Annotated in this window: 17 protein-coding genes; 9 read left to right on the forward strand and 8 right to left on the reverse strand. The window is 58.5% G+C overall.

Going from position 1 to position 17,275, the window contains the following annotated elements; all coding sequences use genetic code 11:
- Positions 1 to 115: 115 nt before the first annotated feature.
- Positions 116 to 1,138: an NADH:flavin oxidoreductase/NADH oxidase gene (locus EXY20_RS10240; protein ID WP_135550478.1), complete on the forward strand. Its 1,023-nt coding sequence runs from the start codon at positions 116 to 118 to the stop codon at positions 1,136 to 1,138.
- A 223-nt stretch (positions 1,139 to 1,361) separates the two neighbouring features.
- On the opposite strand, the gene EXY20_RS10245 is transcribed toward EXY20_RS10240, so the two are convergent.
- The 5 genes from EXY20_RS10245 to tnpB form a co-directional block, all read right to left on the reverse strand.
- Positions 1,362 to 1,769, reverse strand: coding sequence for a GNAT family N-acetyltransferase (locus tag EXY20_RS10245; RefSeq protein WP_135550480.1), 408 nt, complete (start codon positions 1,767 to 1,769; stop codon positions 1,362 to 1,364).
- Positions 1,770 to 1,920: 151 nt separating this feature from the next.
- Entirely contained in the window at positions 1,921 to 2,301 is a 381-nt protein-coding gene (locus EXY20_RS39795; RefSeq protein ID WP_135550482.1) for an RpnC/YadD family protein, read from the reverse strand.
- 20 nt (positions 2,302 to 2,321) lie between these two features.
- Complete coding sequence (locus tag EXY20_RS39800) at positions 2,322 to 2,906, reverse strand: Rpn family recombination-promoting nuclease/putative transposase (protein WP_135550484.1); 585 nt, start codon at positions 2,904 to 2,906, stop codon at positions 2,322 to 2,324.
- Positions 2,907 to 3,231: 325 nt separating this feature from the next.
- Positions 3,232 to 3,846, reverse strand: coding sequence for a carbohydrate-binding family 9-like protein (locus EXY20_RS10260; RefSeq protein WP_135550486.1), 615 nt, complete (start codon positions 3,844 to 3,846; stop codon positions 3,232 to 3,234).
- Between the two features lie 425 nt (positions 3,847 to 4,271).
- On the reverse strand, positions 4,272 to 4,412 hold the full coding sequence (gene tnpB / locus EXY20_RS40620) for an IS66 family insertion sequence element accessory protein TnpB (protein WP_135550488.1): 141 nt from the start codon (positions 4,410 to 4,412) through the stop codon (positions 4,272 to 4,274).
- Between the two features lie 131 nt (positions 4,413 to 4,543).
- Here tnpB and EXY20_RS10270 point away from each other — a divergent pair, with 131 nt between their 5' ends.
- From EXY20_RS10270 to EXY20_RS10290, 5 genes are all read left to right on the forward strand, one after another.
- Positions 4,544 to 5,428 carry a helix-turn-helix transcriptional regulator gene (locus EXY20_RS10270; protein ID WP_135550490.1) on the forward strand — a complete coding sequence of 295 codons (885 nt, stop codon included), beginning with the start codon at positions 4,544 to 4,546 and terminating at the stop codon, positions 5,426 to 5,428.
- A gap of 155 nt (positions 5,429 to 5,583) precedes the next feature.
- The gene (locus tag EXY20_RS10275) at positions 5,584 to 6,303 is read left to right on the forward strand and encodes an RraA family protein (protein WP_235885628.1); all 720 of its coding nucleotides are present in this window, start codon (positions 5,584 to 5,586) and stop codon (positions 6,301 to 6,303) included.
- 52 nt (positions 6,304 to 6,355) lie between these two features.
- Entirely contained in the window at positions 6,356 to 7,264 is a 909-nt protein-coding gene (locus tag EXY20_RS10280; protein ID WP_268966188.1) for an NAD(P)-dependent oxidoreductase, read from the forward strand.
- A gap of 409 nt (positions 7,265 to 7,673) precedes the next feature.
- Complete coding sequence (locus EXY20_RS10285) at positions 7,674 to 9,485, forward strand: cache domain-containing sensor histidine kinase (RefSeq protein ID WP_135550497.1); 1,812 nt, start codon at positions 7,674 to 7,676, stop codon at positions 9,483 to 9,485.
- Entirely contained in the window at positions 9,482 to 11,053 is a 1,572-nt protein-coding gene (locus tag EXY20_RS10290) for a response regulator (protein WP_135550500.1), read from the forward strand. Before EXY20_RS10285 ends, EXY20_RS10290 begins: the two co-directional genes overlap by 4 nt.
- On the opposite strand, the gene EXY20_RS10295 is transcribed toward EXY20_RS10290, so the two are convergent.
- Positions 10,969 to 11,967 (reverse strand): AraC family transcriptional regulator, encoded by a 999-nt coding sequence (locus EXY20_RS10295; protein ID WP_135550502.1) that lies wholly within the window; start codon positions 11,965 to 11,967, stop codon positions 10,969 to 10,971. The two genes, EXY20_RS10290 and EXY20_RS10295, sit on opposite strands and share 85 nt — an antisense overlap.
- 136 nt (positions 11,968 to 12,103) lie before the next feature.
- Between EXY20_RS10295 and EXY20_RS10300 the strand changes: the two genes are divergently transcribed.
- Entirely contained in the window at positions 12,104 to 13,456 is a 1,353-nt protein-coding gene (locus tag EXY20_RS10300; protein WP_135550504.1) for a hypothetical protein, read from the forward strand.
- 105 nt (positions 13,457 to 13,561) lie between these two features.
- Here the strand turns inward: EXY20_RS10300 and tatC are convergent, their stop codons facing one another.
- Both tatC and tatA read right to left on the reverse strand, forming a co-directional pair.
- Positions 13,562 to 14,344 carry a twin-arginine translocase subunit TatC gene (gene tatC / locus EXY20_RS10305; RefSeq protein ID WP_135550506.1) on the reverse strand — a complete coding sequence of 261 codons (783 nt, stop codon included), beginning with the start codon at positions 14,342 to 14,344 and terminating at the stop codon, positions 13,562 to 13,564.
- Between the two features lie 47 nt (positions 14,345 to 14,391).
- On the reverse strand, positions 14,392 to 14,622 hold the full coding sequence (gene tatA / locus EXY20_RS10310; RefSeq protein WP_135550508.1) for a twin-arginine translocase TatA/TatE family subunit: 231 nt from the start codon (positions 14,620 to 14,622) through the stop codon (positions 14,392 to 14,394).
- Positions 14,623 to 14,853: 231 nt separating this feature from the next.
- On the opposite strand from tatA, the gene EXY20_RS10315 reads away from it, so the two are divergent.
- Together EXY20_RS10315 and EXY20_RS10320 are read left to right on the forward strand one after the other, a co-directional pair.
- Positions 14,854 to 16,251 (forward strand): ABC transporter substrate-binding protein, encoded by a 1,398-nt coding sequence (locus EXY20_RS10315; RefSeq protein ID WP_167859139.1) that lies wholly within the window; start codon positions 14,854 to 14,856, stop codon positions 16,249 to 16,251.
- Between the two features lie 91 nt (positions 16,252 to 16,342).
- On the forward strand, positions 16,343 to 17,272 hold the full coding sequence (locus EXY20_RS10320) for a carbohydrate ABC transporter permease (protein ID WP_135550512.1): 930 nt from the start codon (positions 16,343 to 16,345) through the stop codon (positions 17,270 to 17,272).
- Positions 17,273 to 17,275 lie beyond the last annotated feature (3 nt).

Genomic DNA, 17,275 nt, shown 5'->3' on the forward strand with positions numbered 1-17,275 from the left:
TCCCAAACGGAAACTAGATTAACTTTTTATCACTACTTTCATAAATGAATTGACTTCCGCTATAATGGGGGCAGATGAGAAAACCAAACTTTTTTCGGTAAAGGAGCCCTGTTTGATGGAGAGACTGTCTTCACCGTTTGCGCTCAAGGATTTGCAGCTGAAAAACCGCATCGTCATGGCGCCGATGTGTCAATATTCCGTCAGCGCCAAGGACGGCGCGCCGAACGACTGGCATTTCGTGCACTATGTCTCGCGCGCGGTTGGCGGGACGGGGCTGATTATTATCGAGATGACCGATGTGGAGCCGGACGGCCGTATTTCCGATTATGACCTCGGGTTATGGTCGGACGATCATATTCCGGCGTTTCGCCGCATCGTGGACGAAGTGCACAAGCACGGCGCCGCAATCGGCATCCAAATCGCCCACGCCGGACGCAAGGCGGAGGATGCCGCGGTGCCTGTCGGCCCGTCGGACATCCCGGTCACCGCCGATTCGCGGCGGCCGCGCGCGCTGGAAACCGCCGAGGTGAAAGCACTCGTGGCCAAGTTCGGGGAAGCCGCGCGGCGCGCGGTAGCCGCCGGCGTCGACACGATCGAGCTGCACGGCGCTCACGGCTACTTGATCCACCAGTTCCATTCGCCGGCCATCAACAACCGGACGGACGAATACGGGCGCGATTTGGCGCTGTTCGGCACGGAAGTGATAGCCGCCGTCAAACGCGAAATGCCGGCCGGCATGCCGCTTCAGCTGCGCATTTCGGCAGTGGAATATATGGATGGCGGCTACGATTTGCCGCACAGCCTGGATATTGCACGGCGGTACAAGGACGCCGGCGTCGACATGTTCCATGTCAGCAGCGGCGGCGAAGGCCCGGCCGGCGTTCGGAAGCCGGGCAATTATCCCGGCTACCAGGTGCCGTTCGCGCGCGCCTTCAAGCAGGCGCTCGGCGTTCCCGTTATTGCGGTCGGCCTGCTGGACGACCCGAAACTGGCCGAGGCGACCGTCGCGAACGGCGATGCCGACCTCGTCGCGGTGGCGCGCGGCATGCTGCGCGATCCGTACTGGGCGCTGCACGCGACCCAGGCCGTGTCGGCGGCCAAGGCCGAGCCGCCGCGCCAATACGCGCGCGCCTATTGACGCAGCCGCAGCGGACAGCGCGGGAATAAATCATTTTTTGTGGGCTATTTCACAGAAAATGGCCGGTTGCAAAGAAATAGCCAGTGATTTCACTGGCTATTTCTTTGTTGTGTTCGATTTTGGGGCGATTTGACGAAAATAGCCAGCGTTTGCACTGGTTATTTTCGCCGGACCGCGCAAAATGAGGCGAATAAGCCATTTTTTATGGCCTATTTCACTGGGCTCACGTGTTTCGTTTGCGCCGGATGACGAATGCCTTGTCGGCCCGCTCGAAGCCCAGCTTCTCGTAGAATCCGACCGCGCCCGGAGCCGACGTCAGCACATATTGCACCTCGTCTTCGCCCAGTTCGTGCCGCAGCAGCTCCAGCAGCCGTTTGCCTACTCCCATTCGCTGATACGCGCCGTCAACCGCAATATCGGAGATGTAGCAACAATACGAATAATCCGTCAGCGCCCGCAGCAAGCCGACTAGTCGTCCGCCGTCTCTTGCGGTGACGATGACATCGGCATGCGCGATCATACGGGCGATGCGTTCCGCGTCGCCGATCGGCCGGCGGATGCCGGAAGCGCGGAACACGTCCTCCACTTCCTCAACCTGACAAACGTCGTTTACACGATACGCGAGCTCCACCGCCCATCCCCCCGTTTCATCCGCTCAACGCTCGGAATTCAGGTACTTTACAGGAGCCCCTGACACAAAAAAACGGCTCACCTTCCATTACCGGAACGGGTAGCCGTTTTGGGCAAAATCGAGCCATTTTGCTGTGGAAGGAGCATGAGCTTTATTGCGGCAAGTCGCGCAGCCGGCGGATCGTCTCCAGCGACAGACCGGTCACATCCGTGATGAACGGGTCGTCCATCCCTTTGCCGATCAGCGACCGAGCCACCTGATGCTTCGTATCCTCAATGCCTCGCTCAATGCCTCGCTCGATCCCCTGCTCGAAGCCGCGTTCGATCCCTTGCTGTTCCCGCTTCCGGACAATTTCGTCGAGCGTTCGCTCCAGATTGGACATCATCGCCTTCACCCCTTTCGTATTGACGGACGAGAGAATCGTCTCAATTTCCCGCCGTTTCTCCGGTGGCACGTTACGGACGAGCACGCGCGACAACCAGGTCGCAAAACGCTGCAAAGAGTCGGCAGGCATCGTGCTCATCGTTTGCATCAGCCGGCGCAACCTGGCGATCAGTTGCGCCTCATCGGCGCGCTGCTCCAGTAGGAATACCGCTGCACATCGATGAGCAAATAGCTGAAGTCGAGCAGTTCGTCGCCGAACCGGCCGTCCCCGGCAATACCGCCGCGAAAAGTGGTGTTCGCCGTCCAAGGCGCTTCTCCATTGTACAGGACAATCGGCACGATCGCCGGCAGCTTGAACGATTTGCGCGCGGCAGCGTCCGGATCCGTATTATTGCGGATGTCGCGCCAAATTTCCACCTGGTAGAGCAGCAGACGATAAGGCATCTGAAAATCGACCGTCGATTGCATTTCCATCAATACATAAAAGATAACATCTTGCTCCTTCGTCTTCAACCGGTAAACCAGATCTGCTTCCTTCTCGCTGAAATCGGGCAAAATAAACGACTTGTCGAGCGCCGTAAGATCGGATTCCGCTATCTGCTCCACCCACTCCCGGCTGACGAAAGAGCGAAGCAGCTCGAGAAACAGCTTTTTGCTCGACAGCAAATATTTATACCCTTTGTCGTGTGGCTGATGAATGCCGTCCGCTCCTTCTGCCTCCTGCATCCTTGCTTCCAACTCCATATCCTTCATGCCCGCCTGCCCTTCCGGGGTTATCCATGTGAGCGTGTCCCCTTGTCCATTCTAGCATTGGGATATTGAGGAATAATAGGGAATTTAAACAAATTCATGCCAAATATTTTTCCCATCCGTTACTAGCTCCGATTAGGAAAGATGCAATTGATGGGCAATCATATCGCTCATCGGCAGTTAACGATGGAGCTGGTTTCCGGGGAGATCGGGTAGTCGCGTGGGCATTGCAGCATCTGGCTCCAAGCGCGGGTGGCATGCGCCTTACGGGGAACGGCCCGGCGCGGCCGGACAACCGGAACGAATGTCCGCCGCGCCGTCCAGCCGCTTACTTCACGAACGTCAGCGTGCCGAAACGCGCCGGCACGTGGAAGCGTTCGATCCCGGTCGGCGACCATGCCTGGTAGTGGCGTTTGCCGCCCGGCTCCTCGTCGATCCGGTAGAAGTTTACCCGCCACTGCACGCCTTCTGCGGGTTTCCGGGTAAAGGTGCCGTGCGGAAACGCCAGTTCGTAAATCCGGTTGCCCTCTCCATCCTCGCGGACGGACGTTTGCCAGCCTTCGGCGTCCCATTCGAGTCCGATGGTCAATTCGCCGTTGTTGTTGTCGATGATCGCGTCGAACAATACGTTGAACGGGCTGATTTCAAATTCCAAATACCGTGTTCCTTCCCCCGCTTCGTCGATGAACACTTCGACCACGTCATGATCGTAAAGCGGCTCGTCCCGCTTCGTATAGGGCGATACCGCGTAGCCGTCCCGGCAGTCAAACCTCACGTATACGTTGGCGTCATCCCAGCACGCGCGCACGGAAGTCGGCTCGGCCACCTCGCCTCCGGTCACCACATCCGCCAGCTGCAGCGACTCAAGCTGCGACCATACCGTTTCGTCATACCGGACATAGGGGCATTTCACCTGGTACCCCTCGTTCGTTCCTGCTCCCATCTTTGTTCCTCCCTTTGCTTTCCTTGCCTTCTCGCAGGCTTTCCCCCATTATAATGATTTTATTAATCGATGCCAATCAGCGAGGATGGCCCGGCGCAAGCGGTGAAAATCATTGCCGATTGAGCCTGGGGAACGGCCCAATGCGGTAATGATTTTATTAATCGATGCCAATCAGCGAGGATGGCCCGGCGCAAGCGGTGAAAATCATTGCCGATTGAGCCTGGGGAACGGCCCAATGCGGTAATGATTTTATTAATCGATGCCAATCAGCGAGGATGGCCCGGCGCAAGCGGTGAAAATCATTGCCGATTGAGCCTGGGGAACGGCCCAATGCGGTAATGATTTTATTAATCGATGCCAATAAGCATCAAATAGTCCCTAACCGAGAGAAGCCGGTTCGGCACAGCCACAGGCAGTACGATTGCTCAGAACACAAAGAGGCTGGGCGCAAACCGATCCAACCCGAAGCCCTCTTGGACAAGAGCGGCGAGAGCGGCGATGGACTTGCGCAAGTCCATTGGGCCGCAGACCGAATAGACGTGCCGGGGATACGGGAGCGTCAGCACGGCATTCTCTCCCCCGGTGCGCGTTTGACTTCGCGCAGCAACTCCGGCTCAGCCATCTTTGACTACACCGGAAAGCCAAACAGCTTTATACTGATCCTATCCCTTACTCTGCGGTCAGCGAAAGGAAGCCTATGGTCGCCTACGAAGGAATCGGCCCCATCAACCTGAAGGTCAGAATCGGCAATATTGTGTTCGACGTGATGATCAACGACAACTTCTTTAACGATCAAGGCGATTTTTTTGCTGCTAAGCATAATCATGCCGCATTCGAAGCCCACTTTATGCTCGAAGGCAGCGCCGAGCTGCAAATCGGCCAGGAGAAAATTACTCTGCCCCCGGACAGCCTGTGCATCATCGGGCCTGGAATTTATCACACCCAGAAGGTTCCCGAACAAGGACCGATCCGTAAATATTGCCTGAGGTTCGACTACTATCGTTCCAGCCTGGTAGACGCCGACGCGCCGCCAGGCGAATCCGCGGAATTCGTCAAGCTGCTCGAACGCATCTCCTGGTTCGCGGCCCGCGACGAATACGGCATACGATCGCTGATCACCGACATCCATGCCGCGTTCCGGGAGCGCAGCTTCGGTTATTATGCGCGGCTTCAATCGTTGTTTGCGCTCCTGCTGCTGAACATCCTCCGCTCCGTTCCGGTGCGGAAGGAAATGTACACTACATTCCGTGTCAGGACGCCGGATGACGAACGAAGCGAAACCATCGAACAATTTTTCGCCAAACACTATGGCCGGGCGGTTACTCCCCGCGAGCTGGCGGCCAATCTGGCGGTCAGCCACAGCCAGTTGAACCGGATATTGTGGAAAAATTACCGTATGTCGTTCAAGCGGAAGCTGCTGGAAACCCGCATGGAAATCGCCAAAGACATGCTTGCGAACAGCCGGTTCCCCGTCACCGCCATCGCGGCCAAAGTCGGTTACGGCGATGTCAGCAACTTCAGTAACGCGTTCAAAGCCAAGACGGGAGTTTCCCCGACGTCTTACAGGGAAGAACGGCTATGAAGCTGCCTCGCCCGCATGGCGCGACCGGTTATGATTTTTGCTCACATTATCGAAAATGACGACGAATTCCGCTATTAATGAACCCTGCCGGTTGGTATATAATCAGGGGCGAGTGACACGAATGATTCCATCAAAATGAGGATAAGGTGATCATTATGACGGCAACGCGCAAACTCGTTCAACAGCTTCAGGAATTTCCGACGCCCGCCGTGGCCGACGCCGCGAGCTATTTGGGCTATTCGCCGGGCTACGCGAACAGCTCGTTGCGATGTATGACACCGGGCTTGCCCGTCATGGTCGGCGAGGCAGTCACGATCAAGGTGTGCAGTACGAATCCCGCCGGCTCGGGCAATATGGATATGTTCTGGGACATGCTCGCCATGATGAGCCGAAGCGATGTCCCCAAAGTATGCGTGATCGAAGCGGTCGAGCACGACAACCGCGCCGGGGCGGTGTGCGGAGATGGCATGGCCAAAATATTTCTGACAGTCGGATGTATCGGATTATTGAGCTCGGGGGCCATCCGCGATGTTGCAGGTATTACGGCGCAAGGCTTCAAGCTGTTCGGCTCCGGCAGCGCCGCCTTCCACGATCCGTACGAATGGAGCGGACTCGGAGAGCCGGTAACGATCGGCGGCATGAAGGTGCGGACCGGAGATTTGATCCATGCGGATTCGGACGGATGCATCGTCGTCCCCGCGGTTTCGTTCGACCGCATTGTACCGGCAACGCGGCTTCTGATCGATTTCGAGAAAAAAGTCCACTTGATCCACCGCCGTGAAGATCTCGGCTTCGACGACAAAAAAGAGCATGCCACACGAATGGTCGCCGCGCTCGAACGCGACATCAGCGATTGCGGCGATCGCGATTATTGACTGCAAGAAGATCCGATTGGACACCGTCCTAACTGGACAGGGAGGGATACATGTGTTGGAAAACAAGGCATTGGCGGCGGTGCAGCCGCAAACGACAGCCGTCGGCTTCATCGGCCTCGGCGTCATGGGTCGCAGCATGGCGGGGCACATTCTGGACGAGGGCTACACGCTGCACGTTTACAACCGGACGGCGGCGAAGGCCGACGAATTGGTTGCGCGCGGCGCCGTGCGGCATGACGACCCGGCGTCGCTCGCGGTGGCCAGCGACGTCATCATTACCATCGTCGGCTATCCGCAGGACGTGGAGCAGCTGTATTTGGGCGAAAGCGGGCTTGTCGCCTCAGCGAAGCAAGGCGCGCTGCTGATCGACATGACAACGTCGAGCCCGCTGCTCGCCGCGCGCATCGCCGAAGCCGCGGCGGCGCAAGGAAAGCGGGCGCTCGACGCGCCGGTGTCCGGTGGCGATATCGGCGCACGCGAGCGGCGGCTGTCGATCATGGTCGGGGGCGACGAGTCGGCGTTCGAAGCGGCGCGGCCGCTGTTCGCGCTGATGGGGACGAACGTCGTGCACCAGGGCGGGCCCGGTGCCGGCCAGCACACGAAGATGTGCAACCAGATCGCGATCGCCTCGAACATGATGGGCGTCTGCGAAGCGATCGCTTACGCGGAAGCGGCGGGCCTCGATCCGAAGACGGTGCTGGCGAGCATCGAGTCGGGTGCGGCGGGAAGCTGGTCGCTGAGCAATCTCGGTCCGCGCATCATCGGCGGCAATTTCGAGCCCGGCTTCTACGTGAAGCATTTCATCAAGGATATGGGCATCGCGCTCGAAGCGGCGCGTGAGATGAGGCTCGAGCTGCCGGGATTGACGCTGGCGGAATCGCTGTATCGGCGACTTGCCGGTCTCGGCTACGCCGACAAAGGCACGCAGGCGCTGTTCAAGCTATGGGAGCAGGGGGACTGAGGATAGCTGCCGGCGGCTGTCGGTGAAGCGCCTTGATCAGGCGATAAAAAAGGTTACTACTTAGATCTCCCTCTCGAGGGGAGATTTTTTTATTGCCCTGAATGCACGAGGGACGGAACTCACCGCTCTTATTTCGCAGATTGCGACCTATTTTTGATGCTAGACGGAACACAGCGCTCTTATTTTCGCCTGTTTCGCCTCATCTTGGTGTGTTTTCATCGAATAGCGGCTGTGAGTTCCGTCCCTCCGATAAAAGCGACTCCAGGAGACAAATAAGGGCTGCAGGTTCCGTCACATGTTCAAGGCCGATCGCCCTGAGCTTGCAGGAAGCGCCGATCCATACTGTCCATCTATCCAAATCGGATGGCCGTAGGCTATAGTAAGGGTACATCTCACCGGAGCTGGAGTGATGGCTATGACGATCGTGCAGCGTGTGCTTGGGCTTCGCCGCACCCTGACGGGAAAATTTATCGCGATTTTGTCGCTGGTGCTGCTGGCGACCATTTCGGCAACCGCATATGTAACCTACCGGCTCCACCTGCAAATATCCGAAACGGAAGTAAGCGAGCAATTCGCGCAGCGGGTGCAGCAGGTGGCGGCACGCGTCGATTTGCGGCTGCAGGACATTTACCGGGTATCCAACCAGATGGTGTTCAACAGCGAAATTATCGAGGCCGTCACCTACGAGGACGCGGGCAAAAAACTGTCTTCCGTCGCAAGCGATCAACTGACGCAAATCCTGAACCAATATTTGTACAGCGTGCCGAATTTGGTCGGCATGTATCTATACGATTTCAAAGGCAACTATTTCATGCCAAGCGGCTCCATGCTTCCTTACGATTTCGGCAACAACATCGCCCGCCGGCTGGACGAACTGCTGGCCGGATCCGACGGCGAGCTGGTATGGGCCAAAGGCTCCGCCTTCGACGACAAAATCATTTACACCGGCTTCTCCAACAACAGCCCGGTCGTGATCGCCGCCCGATATATGAAGGACCAACGCGCCAACAAATACGGCATCCTCGTGCTGGCGATGAACGAAGGCATCCTCAGCAACGACCTGAACAAAGTGATCGGCGGCAAAGGCGGGCAAATCTACGTCCTCGACAAAATGGGCGGGATGATCTACACCGACGAATCGCTGCAAAATAAAGCCGGCATCGACCTGCCGCTGCTGCAGTCGATCGGCGAAACCGGGCGCTACCGCGTCGATCACGCCGCTTACCTGTATACCCAAGCGACCGCGCAGCAAACGAAATTCCGCGTCATCGGCCGCATCTCCATCGACGAGCTGCACCGGAAGAGCCGCATCCTCCTGCAGGTGGCGATCGCCGGCGCGCTGGCGAGCATTCTCATCGCCGGGCTGTCGGTCGTGCCGACGATCCACCGCCTGCTGCTGCCCCTGCGCGACGTCGTCCGCGGCATGCGGCGCGTGCAGGAAGGCCATCTCGGCACGCGCATCCGCGTGCGCACGAAGGACGAGCTCGCTTTTATCGGCGAAGGCTTCAACGCGATGGTCGACAACGTCGAATCGCTGATCAAGGAAGTGTACGAGAAGCAGCTGCGCGAACGGGAGGCCGAGCTGACCGCGCTGCAGGCGCAGCTCAATCCGCACTTCCTGCACAACACGCTCGACATGTTCCACAGCAGGCTCTACCTGAAGGACGACCGCGAGAATGCGGCGCTGATCGTCCATCTGTCCAGCATGCTGCGCTACGCGCTCGAACCGGCCACGTCGCAGACAACCGTAAGCGCCGAGCTCGAGCAGTTGCGCCACTATTTGACCTTGCAGCAAGCCCGCTACGAGGACAACCTGCACATCGTCATCGAAGCGGACGAAAGCGTGCTTCGCTGCCGCATCGTGCGGCTGCTGCTGCAGCCGCTGGTGGAAAATTCGTTCGTGCACGGCTTCCGCGACATCACCGGCGCGCGTATGCTCGCCATTCGCGTATACCCCAAGGACGGCATGCTGCTGGTCGAAATCGAAGACAACGGCTGCGGCATGCCGGCCGCGCCGATCGATACGGTCATGCCGCCGCATTGGGCGGAGGAAATCCCCGAAGGACGCGGCCGGGCGCATATCGGCCTGCGCAACGTCATTCGCCGCATCGAACTGCTGCACGGTCCGCCGCACCGGCTGGAGATCGTCAGCGAAGCCGGCAGCGGCACGCTGATGCGCCTGCATCTGCCTTACGAACAACAAGAGGAGGCGAACGAATGATCGGAACGGTGCTGATTGTCGACGACGAGTCGCTCGTACGCCGAACGCTGCGCAAAATGATCGAATCGAACGAAACCGGATGGCGCGTCGTCGCCGAAGCGAGCAACGGCCAGGAAGCGCTCGAGGCGATCGAAACGGCGGAGCCGGATCTTGTCATTACCGACGTGCGCATGCCGCGGATGAGCGGCATCGAGCTGGCCGAAGCGATCCACAACCGGAAGAAGCCGACGATGGTCGTTATCCTGACCGGTTATAAAGATTTTGAATACGCCCAGGCGGCGCTGCGCTTCGGCGTGCTTGATTTCCTGCTGAAGCCGTGTCCGGAGGAGAATGTCTGCGACATCCTGCGCCGGCTGCACAACCGGCTGTCGGAGGCCAAACGGAACCGTCAGGCGGAAGCCCGCGCGCAGGAAGAGGCGACGATTCGGGCGCTGTTTTACCGGCTGCCTTGCGATCCCCGGCAAGTGGAGCGGCTTCAGCCGCTTTATGCCGGCAGCACGCTCGGCCTGGTCCGGGTGCAGGACTACGCCCCGGCGGGCAAATCGTACCAGCCGGCGGACCTCGTCATCCTCCAGTTCGCGATCGGCAACATCATCCAGGAAATCGCCGACAGCTATTACGAATTCACCCGCGTCGTGCTGATCCGCCACGATTGCTTCGCCGTCTTCTACAGCCGTTTGCTGGCGCCTTACCGGAGCTTGCCTCCGGCGCACCTGTTCGTCGAAATCGATGGCAAAATCAAGGAGCTGCTGGGGATTGCGACTTCCTGCGACAACATCGGACCGATCGATCGGCTCGATCGGCTGCCGGCGCCTGTGGACGCGGCGGATGCGCCAACGCAAGCGCCCGGGGCGCGCGCCGTACGGGAGAGCGACGGAGCCGACCCGCCCCGTGCTTTCACCCTCGGCTACGCCAAGCTGCAAACGCTGGAAAGCCGGTTCCTTGCGTTCATCATGCTTGGCCAGACGGAGCTGCTGCTGCGCGACATGGAGGCCGTCGCCGGCGAAGTCGGCGGGCTGCCGCTCGACGAAGCGCGGATCGAAGCGCTCGCCTGCGGCGTCACGCTGCAAGCGATTGCGCGCAAGCATCTCGACGCTCCCGGCTACGCCTTCGACCTCGACCGCGAAATCGACGCGCTGCATCTGCTGTCGGACGCGGCTGCGGTTGCGAACTGGCTGCGCGCGGAGACGGCCCGTTTCGCCGGCGTGCTGACGCGGCTTGCGGAGCGCAAGCCGCCGGGCGTCATCGAGCGCGCGCTCGAATACGTCGAGCGCCATTACATGGAGCGCTGCAGCCTGCAGGACACCGCCGCTCACGTCTATTTGAACGCCAAATACTTCAGCGATTTGTTCCGGCGGGAAACCGGGCACGGCTACATCCACCACCTGACCAAGGTGCGCATGGAGAAGGCGGCGATCCTGCTCAGCAACACCGACCGCAAAGTAACGGACATTTCACAAGCGGTCGGCTACGACGATTCCAACTATTTTTCCACCGTGTTCCGCAAGGAGTTCGGGTTGTCCCCGGGCGAATACCGCAAGAAGCGCCCTGCCGCCCCGGGCGAATAAGCTTCCCGCGCCATCGATGCGCCTTCTGCCGCCAGACTTGACTGCCGGTATGCGGAAGGACTTACCCCGAAGCGCAGCTTGAACGCCGCCGAAAAGTGCTGCATGCCGGCGAAGCCGCAGTATTCGGAGACGAGGCCGACCGGCGTATCCGGCTCGGCGCGAAGCAATTCCGCCGCCCGATCCAGCCGCAGCCGCACCAAGTAGCGATAAGGAGACGTGCCGTATCGCTCCCGGAATACGGCAGTGAACCGCGACGGCGACAAGTGCGCCAGATCCGCCATTGTCTTGACCGTCACCTGCTCTTCCAGATGCAGTGATACATAGGACAGCACCCGCTCCAGCATGGCGGATGGCGCCTCCCTGCCGCCCGCTCCCGGCTGCGGTCCATAAGAGCGGAGCAGCTCCAGCAACAGCTCGAGCCCCATTCGCTGGACCTCGATCATGCCGGACACGGTGCCCTCCCGCCAGTGACCGATCAATCGCTGCAGCTTGCCGGCGAAGACGGACGCCGATGCAGGCTTGAACACGGGAGGAATCCCGATGCCGGGATAGTCGTTCAACCGCGGCTGCAGCAGATGGCCGTAGGAATCGAGACGCGTCATGCCCGCGCTGGTCGGAAACGACCGCTCCCTCATCGGATTGTAGAAGAAATCCAGATGGGCGAACGGCGTCCGTGTTTCGGTCAACCCCTCGAGCAAGATCAAATCGCCCGGCTGCACGAGACAGCAATCGCCCGGTTTCAGGTCGTATGCCTGCCGATTCACCGTAAAGCGGCAATGCCCCTGCTCGATGCAAACGAGCAAATAATCCAGCAGCCTCCTTTCCCCATAAGACCATGGCAAACGATTGGCGTAATCGGCTTGGCGCACATAAGGCACGAACAACGCTTCTCCGAGCGTAGCCGGTCTCTCCACAGGCGTCACTCCCCACTGGCAAAATAAGCGAAAATCGCAACTATTCAGTCCGATTGTGCGATGCGGTTTCTATGCCGCAGCAGTACGATAGGAAACATAAAAACTATTTTACCTGTTGCGAGGAGGCTTGCTGAAGATGAACTGCGAACAATCGATCCCCAATCTGGCCGGGTTGTGCACCGTCCGCGAGGCGGCTGCCGCCGGACTGTCGGTGGACGACAATGTGACGATGCTGAAGCGCATCCATTATGTCAAGAAGAGACTGTACGATACGATGGTCCGCCATATGTGCCGCACGCCGGAATGGGAAGTCAAGGGCGCAATGAGCTTGCATCTGTGGCTGGATGCCGAACATGCGGCGGCGCTAAGACGACGCGTTTCCGAAATGCGGGAGCCTCCGCTGCACATGGACAAAGTGCCGGATCCGCAGCTGGAAACCGCTCTGGACGAGCTGCTGCATGCCGACACGACGCTGGAGCTGCTGGCAGGCATACGCTTCTTTCGCCAAGCGCTGCTTGAAGCATACGCGGAGCATCGCCGCTTGTCCAACCCGTTGATCGACCACCCGACATACCGGGTGATGCGGTTCGTCGCGCTCGAAGAGCAGGACATGCTCGACTGGCTCGACCCGGCGGTTGAAGCGCTGCAGGCGTCGGATAGCGAACGGGAACCAACCGCGGCATGGGTCGCTCATCTTGCGGCATGCCTGGGGCAGGCCGGCGGTTTACTCGGAACGGAGCCTGCGCCGCCCGCTCCCGCGCAGCGTACGCTCCGTTCCGCCGACCCGTTCGAGCTGCAGCTTGTTCCCCGGCGGGACAGCCGATTCTCCGACCTCTACAACAGCGTGCTGAGTGCGGACGAAATCTACCGGGACCGAGCCAGGGATCCGAAGGAACGCGTGTGGGCGCTGTTCTACAAGCGGCTGCGCGAGCTCGACGTGCCGGAGATGCAATGCTCCATTGTGGCCCAAACGCCGAATAAGCCTTGGGAGTACTACCTTGACATGGGCCGGCAAATTTGGGATGAAGCCCGCCACTCCATGATGGGGGAAGTCGCCTTCCTCCAGAACGGCGTCGATTTCACCAAACTGCCCATCCGGATCAACTTCTCCCTGGAGCTGAATACGTTGTTGACCCCCGAAGAACGCCATGCGATCCTGTACGAGATCGAATTCGGCTTGATGCCCGGCGACACCGGCAAAAAGTACGAATGGGAAACATCCAGACAAACCGGCTACGATCTGGCCATGACCATGCACGATTATGACTGGGCGGATGAAGTGCTGCATGCGCAGATTGGCCGCAAATGGATCGTTCCGCAATTCGGAGACGTACAACGAACGATCGATGCCGCCAAAGAGGCATGGGGGAAATTGGCCGAACGGCGACCCGCGTACGTGAACGAATCTCCCGACTGGTGGGACCTCTTTTACGGTAAAGTACGTGATAAGGAATTTGTCTCCTCCTCCGAAGCAACCGGAGCGAAATAGCCGGTAAAGCATGGCTTGTTTTGCCGGGGCACCCCATAATAGCCATCTTCGCAGCAAGAAAAAAGAAGTCGCTGAGCGACTTCTTTTTTCTTGCTTCAGCCGCGACTATTCCGCTCCCCATGCGGTGCGGTCCGCACCGAAGCCGGGCTCCTTCTCCTGCGATTGCTCCAACTGCCTGCGATACAATCGGGCCGACAGCAGCACACTCGCCTCATAGAGCAGAATGAGAGGGGCCGCGACAAGAACGTCCGATATCAGATCGGGCGGCGTAACGAATGTCGCGATAATGATAAGCAGCAGATAGGCCGCCTTGCGCAGCTTCTTCAACCGCATCGGGTTAATCAGTCGAATTTGGGTCAGGAACATGACCACAACGGGAAGCTGAAACAACAGCGACATCGGCAAGACGATATTGAACAGGAAGGAAAAGTATTGCGCGACCCCGTAAGTTTCCGTCAATCCGAGGCTTTGCGTCACGGCGATCGTGAAACGGAAAGCCATTGGAAATATGACAAAATACCCGAAGGCGATTCCGGCTAAAAAAAGGAACGATGCGCCCGGTATGTATCGCAGGGTCGCCTTTTGCTCCAGCTCGGTCAATCCCGGTTTAACAAAGAGCCAAAGCTGAAACAACGCAAACGGCAATGCGAAACATAATCCGGCGATAAATGAAACCTGCACGAAGATGCGCACCGAATCCCATGGGGAAAAAGCATTCAGCGAAAAGGCCATCCCGGCGGCGGGTTTCGCATGAAGCAGTATAACGATCAGCCTTCGCGCGAAGAAAAACCCGGCGATCATGGAAACGGTCATCACAGCCAAAACCCACAATAACCGCTTGCGCAGCTCCAGCAAATGGTCAGTCAGGGAGGCAAAGGTCTGATTCATCGTCCGACCTCCCGTCTGTCGTCAACGGGCATTTTGCCGACCGCACATCAATCCACCGTTTTCCGTTCATTTGGCGCATCCGCGCGAACTTGAACGGAGGAGACGGCGAGAGTGTCCTTCGCCTCGTTCGTATCGCCGATCAGTTCCTTCGCTCCGCTTTTGAACTCCCGCAAGGTACGTCCGAAGGCGCGTCCAAGCTCCGGCAGCTTGCTTGGCCCGAACAACAATAAGGCCACCAGAATAATGAGAATGAATCCTGTCGCTCCAATATTGGGCATCGTCATTTTCCTCCTTTGCATGGTAGCCCTATCATACCGGCTGGAGGAAGGAGTATCTATATTCCGTTTCGCAACAAGTATTCCAATCTGCTCATTTCGGGAGACGGTTGCATGCAAATGGATTTTTTCAAGCTGCTGCCGCCTTTTTTTAAGGTTTTCCCACCGGTAAAGTTTTATGATGAATTTGTCCCCCGCGGGGAACGAAATGACAACCGTATCAGGAGGGTTACTATGCAACGAATGACGAAAACGGCGCTGGCACTTGCCGTGCTGGCCACGACCGTAATCGCGGGCTGCTCCAAAAAAGACGATACGAGCGGCTCCGCAGGCGCATCCGCAGCGCCGTCAACAGCGGCTTCCGCGGCGCCCGCTTCCACGGCGCCGAAGAAAGACGTCACAATCGAATACTGGACGACCCCGGCGTACAAAAACGTGGAAGGCAGCATACCGAACCCGAACTTCGGCGACTGGGAACAAGCGAAAATCAACGAGTACCAGAAATCGCACCCGAATGTCAAAATCAACTTCCAGCTCGTCGCCTCCGACGCCATCGAGCAGAAAATGACGGTCGCCCTTGCCGGCAACAATCCGCCGGACATCCTGCTCGACGCGCTCGACCGCCGCCTGATGAAATACGTCAAATTCGGCAAAAACGAACCGATGGACGACTTCATCGAAAAAGACAAAGCCGACTATTCGAAGGATCTGCTGTCGATCGCATCCAAGGACGGCAAGCTGTATGGCATTCCGCTTACGGTCAATGCCGAATACATGTTCATCAACAAGAAGATCTTCCAGGACAAGGGTCTCGAAAGCCTCATTCCGAAAGACCGCGATTGGAACTTCGACGAATGGAAGGACGCCATCCGCAAAGTGAACGGCGGCGGCGTGTATGGCACCACGATGTTCGCCGGCAACGAGCAAGCCGATGAAATGTTCCTGATGTACCTGTACGGCATGGGAGTAGAGCAGTGGAACGCCGACAGTACCGAAGTGACAATGGGCAAATACAAGGAAGCCGGAGATACGATCCAGTTGTTCAAAGATTTGACCAAGGAAGGCGTCGTTGCGCCGGGACCGGCCACGCTCAAGGCGACTGACGCGCTGGAGCTGTTCAAGCAAGGCAAAATCGCGATGATGCCGTGGGCGCAAAGCTTGTACAGCCTGGTCGACGCCGGCCAGAAGGACGGCTCGGTCAGCAAAAACATCGACTTGTACGGCATTTTGCCGGTGCACAAGGACGGCGTTACGCCGAAAATTCCGGTCGCCGTCGCCGGCTACACCGTGTTCAAGCAAACCGACAAGGACAAGCGCGAAGCGATCAAGGAGTTCCTGCAATACATGACGACTTCCGAAAATGTGAAGCTGCTGGCCAAATCCGGTTCGTTCATTCCGGCCCGCACTTCTTCCTCCTACCCGGCGCCTTACGCCGACATGGCGGAAATCAACAAGCTGATTCCGGCGCTGCCGTCGGCCAACCTCGGCAAAACGTCGCCGATGTACGCCGAAGCGCGCGCGCTCTGGTTCCCGGCGCTGCAAGCGGCGCTGCTCGACAAGATGACGCCGCAGCAAGCCGTCGAGGACTATACGGCCAAGGCGAACAAGCTGCTCGCATCGGCGCCCAAATAAGACCAACCGCCAACACGGCCGCCTGCCTGCCCGTCATTCGGCGCAAGCGGGCGGTTTGCTTCGCCAGACAGATGACAGAAAGGGTGAGCCTGTGCCAAAAACGGATGCGGCCCTGCTCGCGACGCACGCCGGGCGCCGATTTTCGCTGGCGCCGTCGCGCAGATGGAAGGGCTACCTGTGGGGATATTTTTTCATCCTTCCCAACTTGCTGCTTACGCTCGTATTTTTCCTGTATCCGCTGTTCGACACGATCAAGCTGAGCTTCTACAACGCCGGCATCGGCGCCAGCCAGTTCATCGGCCTGGACAACTACCGCACGATTTTCCAGGACGACACGTTCCTGCATTCGGTCCGCAATACGTTCGTATTCGTGCTTATCATCGTGCCCGTCATCGTCATCGTTTCGTTTACGCTGGCCGCCATCATGCAGCACATGCGCAGCGGCGCCAAATCGCTCTTCCGCATCCTGTTTTATTTGCCGACCATCTGTACGCCCGTCGTCCTGACGATGGTGTGGGCGTGGATGTTCAACACGAATTCGGGGCTGCTCAACTACATCGTGTCCTTGTTCGGCAAACAGCCGACCGAATGGCTCGGCACGCCGTCGCTCGCCATCGCTTCGATGTGCGTCGTCGTCATCAGCTGGTCGATCGGCCAGCCGGTCATTCTTTATCTGTCTTCGATGGATTCGATTCCGAAAGACTACTACGAGGCGGCAGCCATCGACGGCGCTACCCCTTTCAAACGATTCGTGCATATCACACTGCCGATGATCGCCAATACCGGTCTGTTCGTCATCATCACGACGACGATCGCCACGTTCCAGATTTTTGTCGTCATCCAGCTGCTTACCGGCGGCGGGCCGTTCTTCAGCACGGAAACGCTCGTGTTTACGATTTATCGGACCGCATTCGGTTCGATCCAGTTCGGCCTGGCATCTGCGCAAAGCATCGTGCTGTTCGTCGTCATCATGGCGATTTCGCTGCTGCAGCTGAAATTTTTCAAGCCGAAGACGGAGTAGAAG

The sequence above is a fragment of the Paenibacillus cymbidii genome (assembly GCF_004764705.1).
In the GTDB taxonomy this organism is placed as follows: Bacteria; Bacillota; Bacilli; order Paenibacillales; family NBRC-103111; genus Paenibacillus_AN; species Paenibacillus_AN cymbidii.

Coding starts and splice junctions, on each gene's coding strand:
- EXY20_RS10240 (WP_135550478.1), top strand. CDS start 116: ATGGAGAGACTGTCTTCACCGTTTGCGCTCAAGGATTTGCAGCTGAAA.
- EXY20_RS39795 (WP_135550482.1), bottom strand. CDS start 2,301: ATGCAAACGATGAGCACGATGCCTGCCGACTCTTTGCAGCGTTTTGCG.
- EXY20_RS39800 (WP_135550484.1), bottom strand. CDS start 2,906: ATGAAGGATATGGAGTTGGAAGCAAGGATGCAGGAGGCAGAAGGAGCG.
- EXY20_RS10260 (WP_135550486.1), bottom strand. CDS start 3,846: ATGGGAGCAGGAACGAACGAGGGGTACCAGGTGAAATGCCCCTATGTC.
- EXY20_RS10270 (WP_135550490.1), top strand. CDS start 4,544: ATGGTCGCCTACGAAGGAATCGGCCCCATCAACCTGAAGGTCAGAATC.
- EXY20_RS10275 (WP_235885628.1), top strand. CDS start 5,584: ATGACGGCAACGCGCAAACTCGTTCAACAGCTTCAGGAATTTCCGACG.
- EXY20_RS10285 (WP_135550497.1), top strand. CDS start 7,674: ATGGCTATGACGATCGTGCAGCGTGTGCTTGGGCTTCGCCGCACCCTG.
- EXY20_RS10290 (WP_135550500.1), top strand. CDS start 9,482: ATGATCGGAACGGTGCTGATTGTCGACGACGAGTCGCTCGTACGCCGA.
- EXY20_RS10300 (WP_135550504.1), top strand. CDS start 12,104: ATGAACTGCGAACAATCGATCCCCAATCTGGCCGGGTTGTGCACCGTC.
- tatC (WP_135550506.1), bottom strand. CDS start 14,344: ATGAATCAGACCTTTGCCTCCCTGACTGACCATTTGCTGGAGCTGCGC.
- tatA (WP_135550508.1), bottom strand. CDS start 14,622: ATGCCCAATATTGGAGCGACAGGATTCATTCTCATTATTCTGGTGGCC.
- EXY20_RS10315 (WP_167859139.1), top strand. CDS start 14,854: ATGCAACGAATGACGAAAACGGCGCTGGCACTTGCCGTGCTGGCCACG.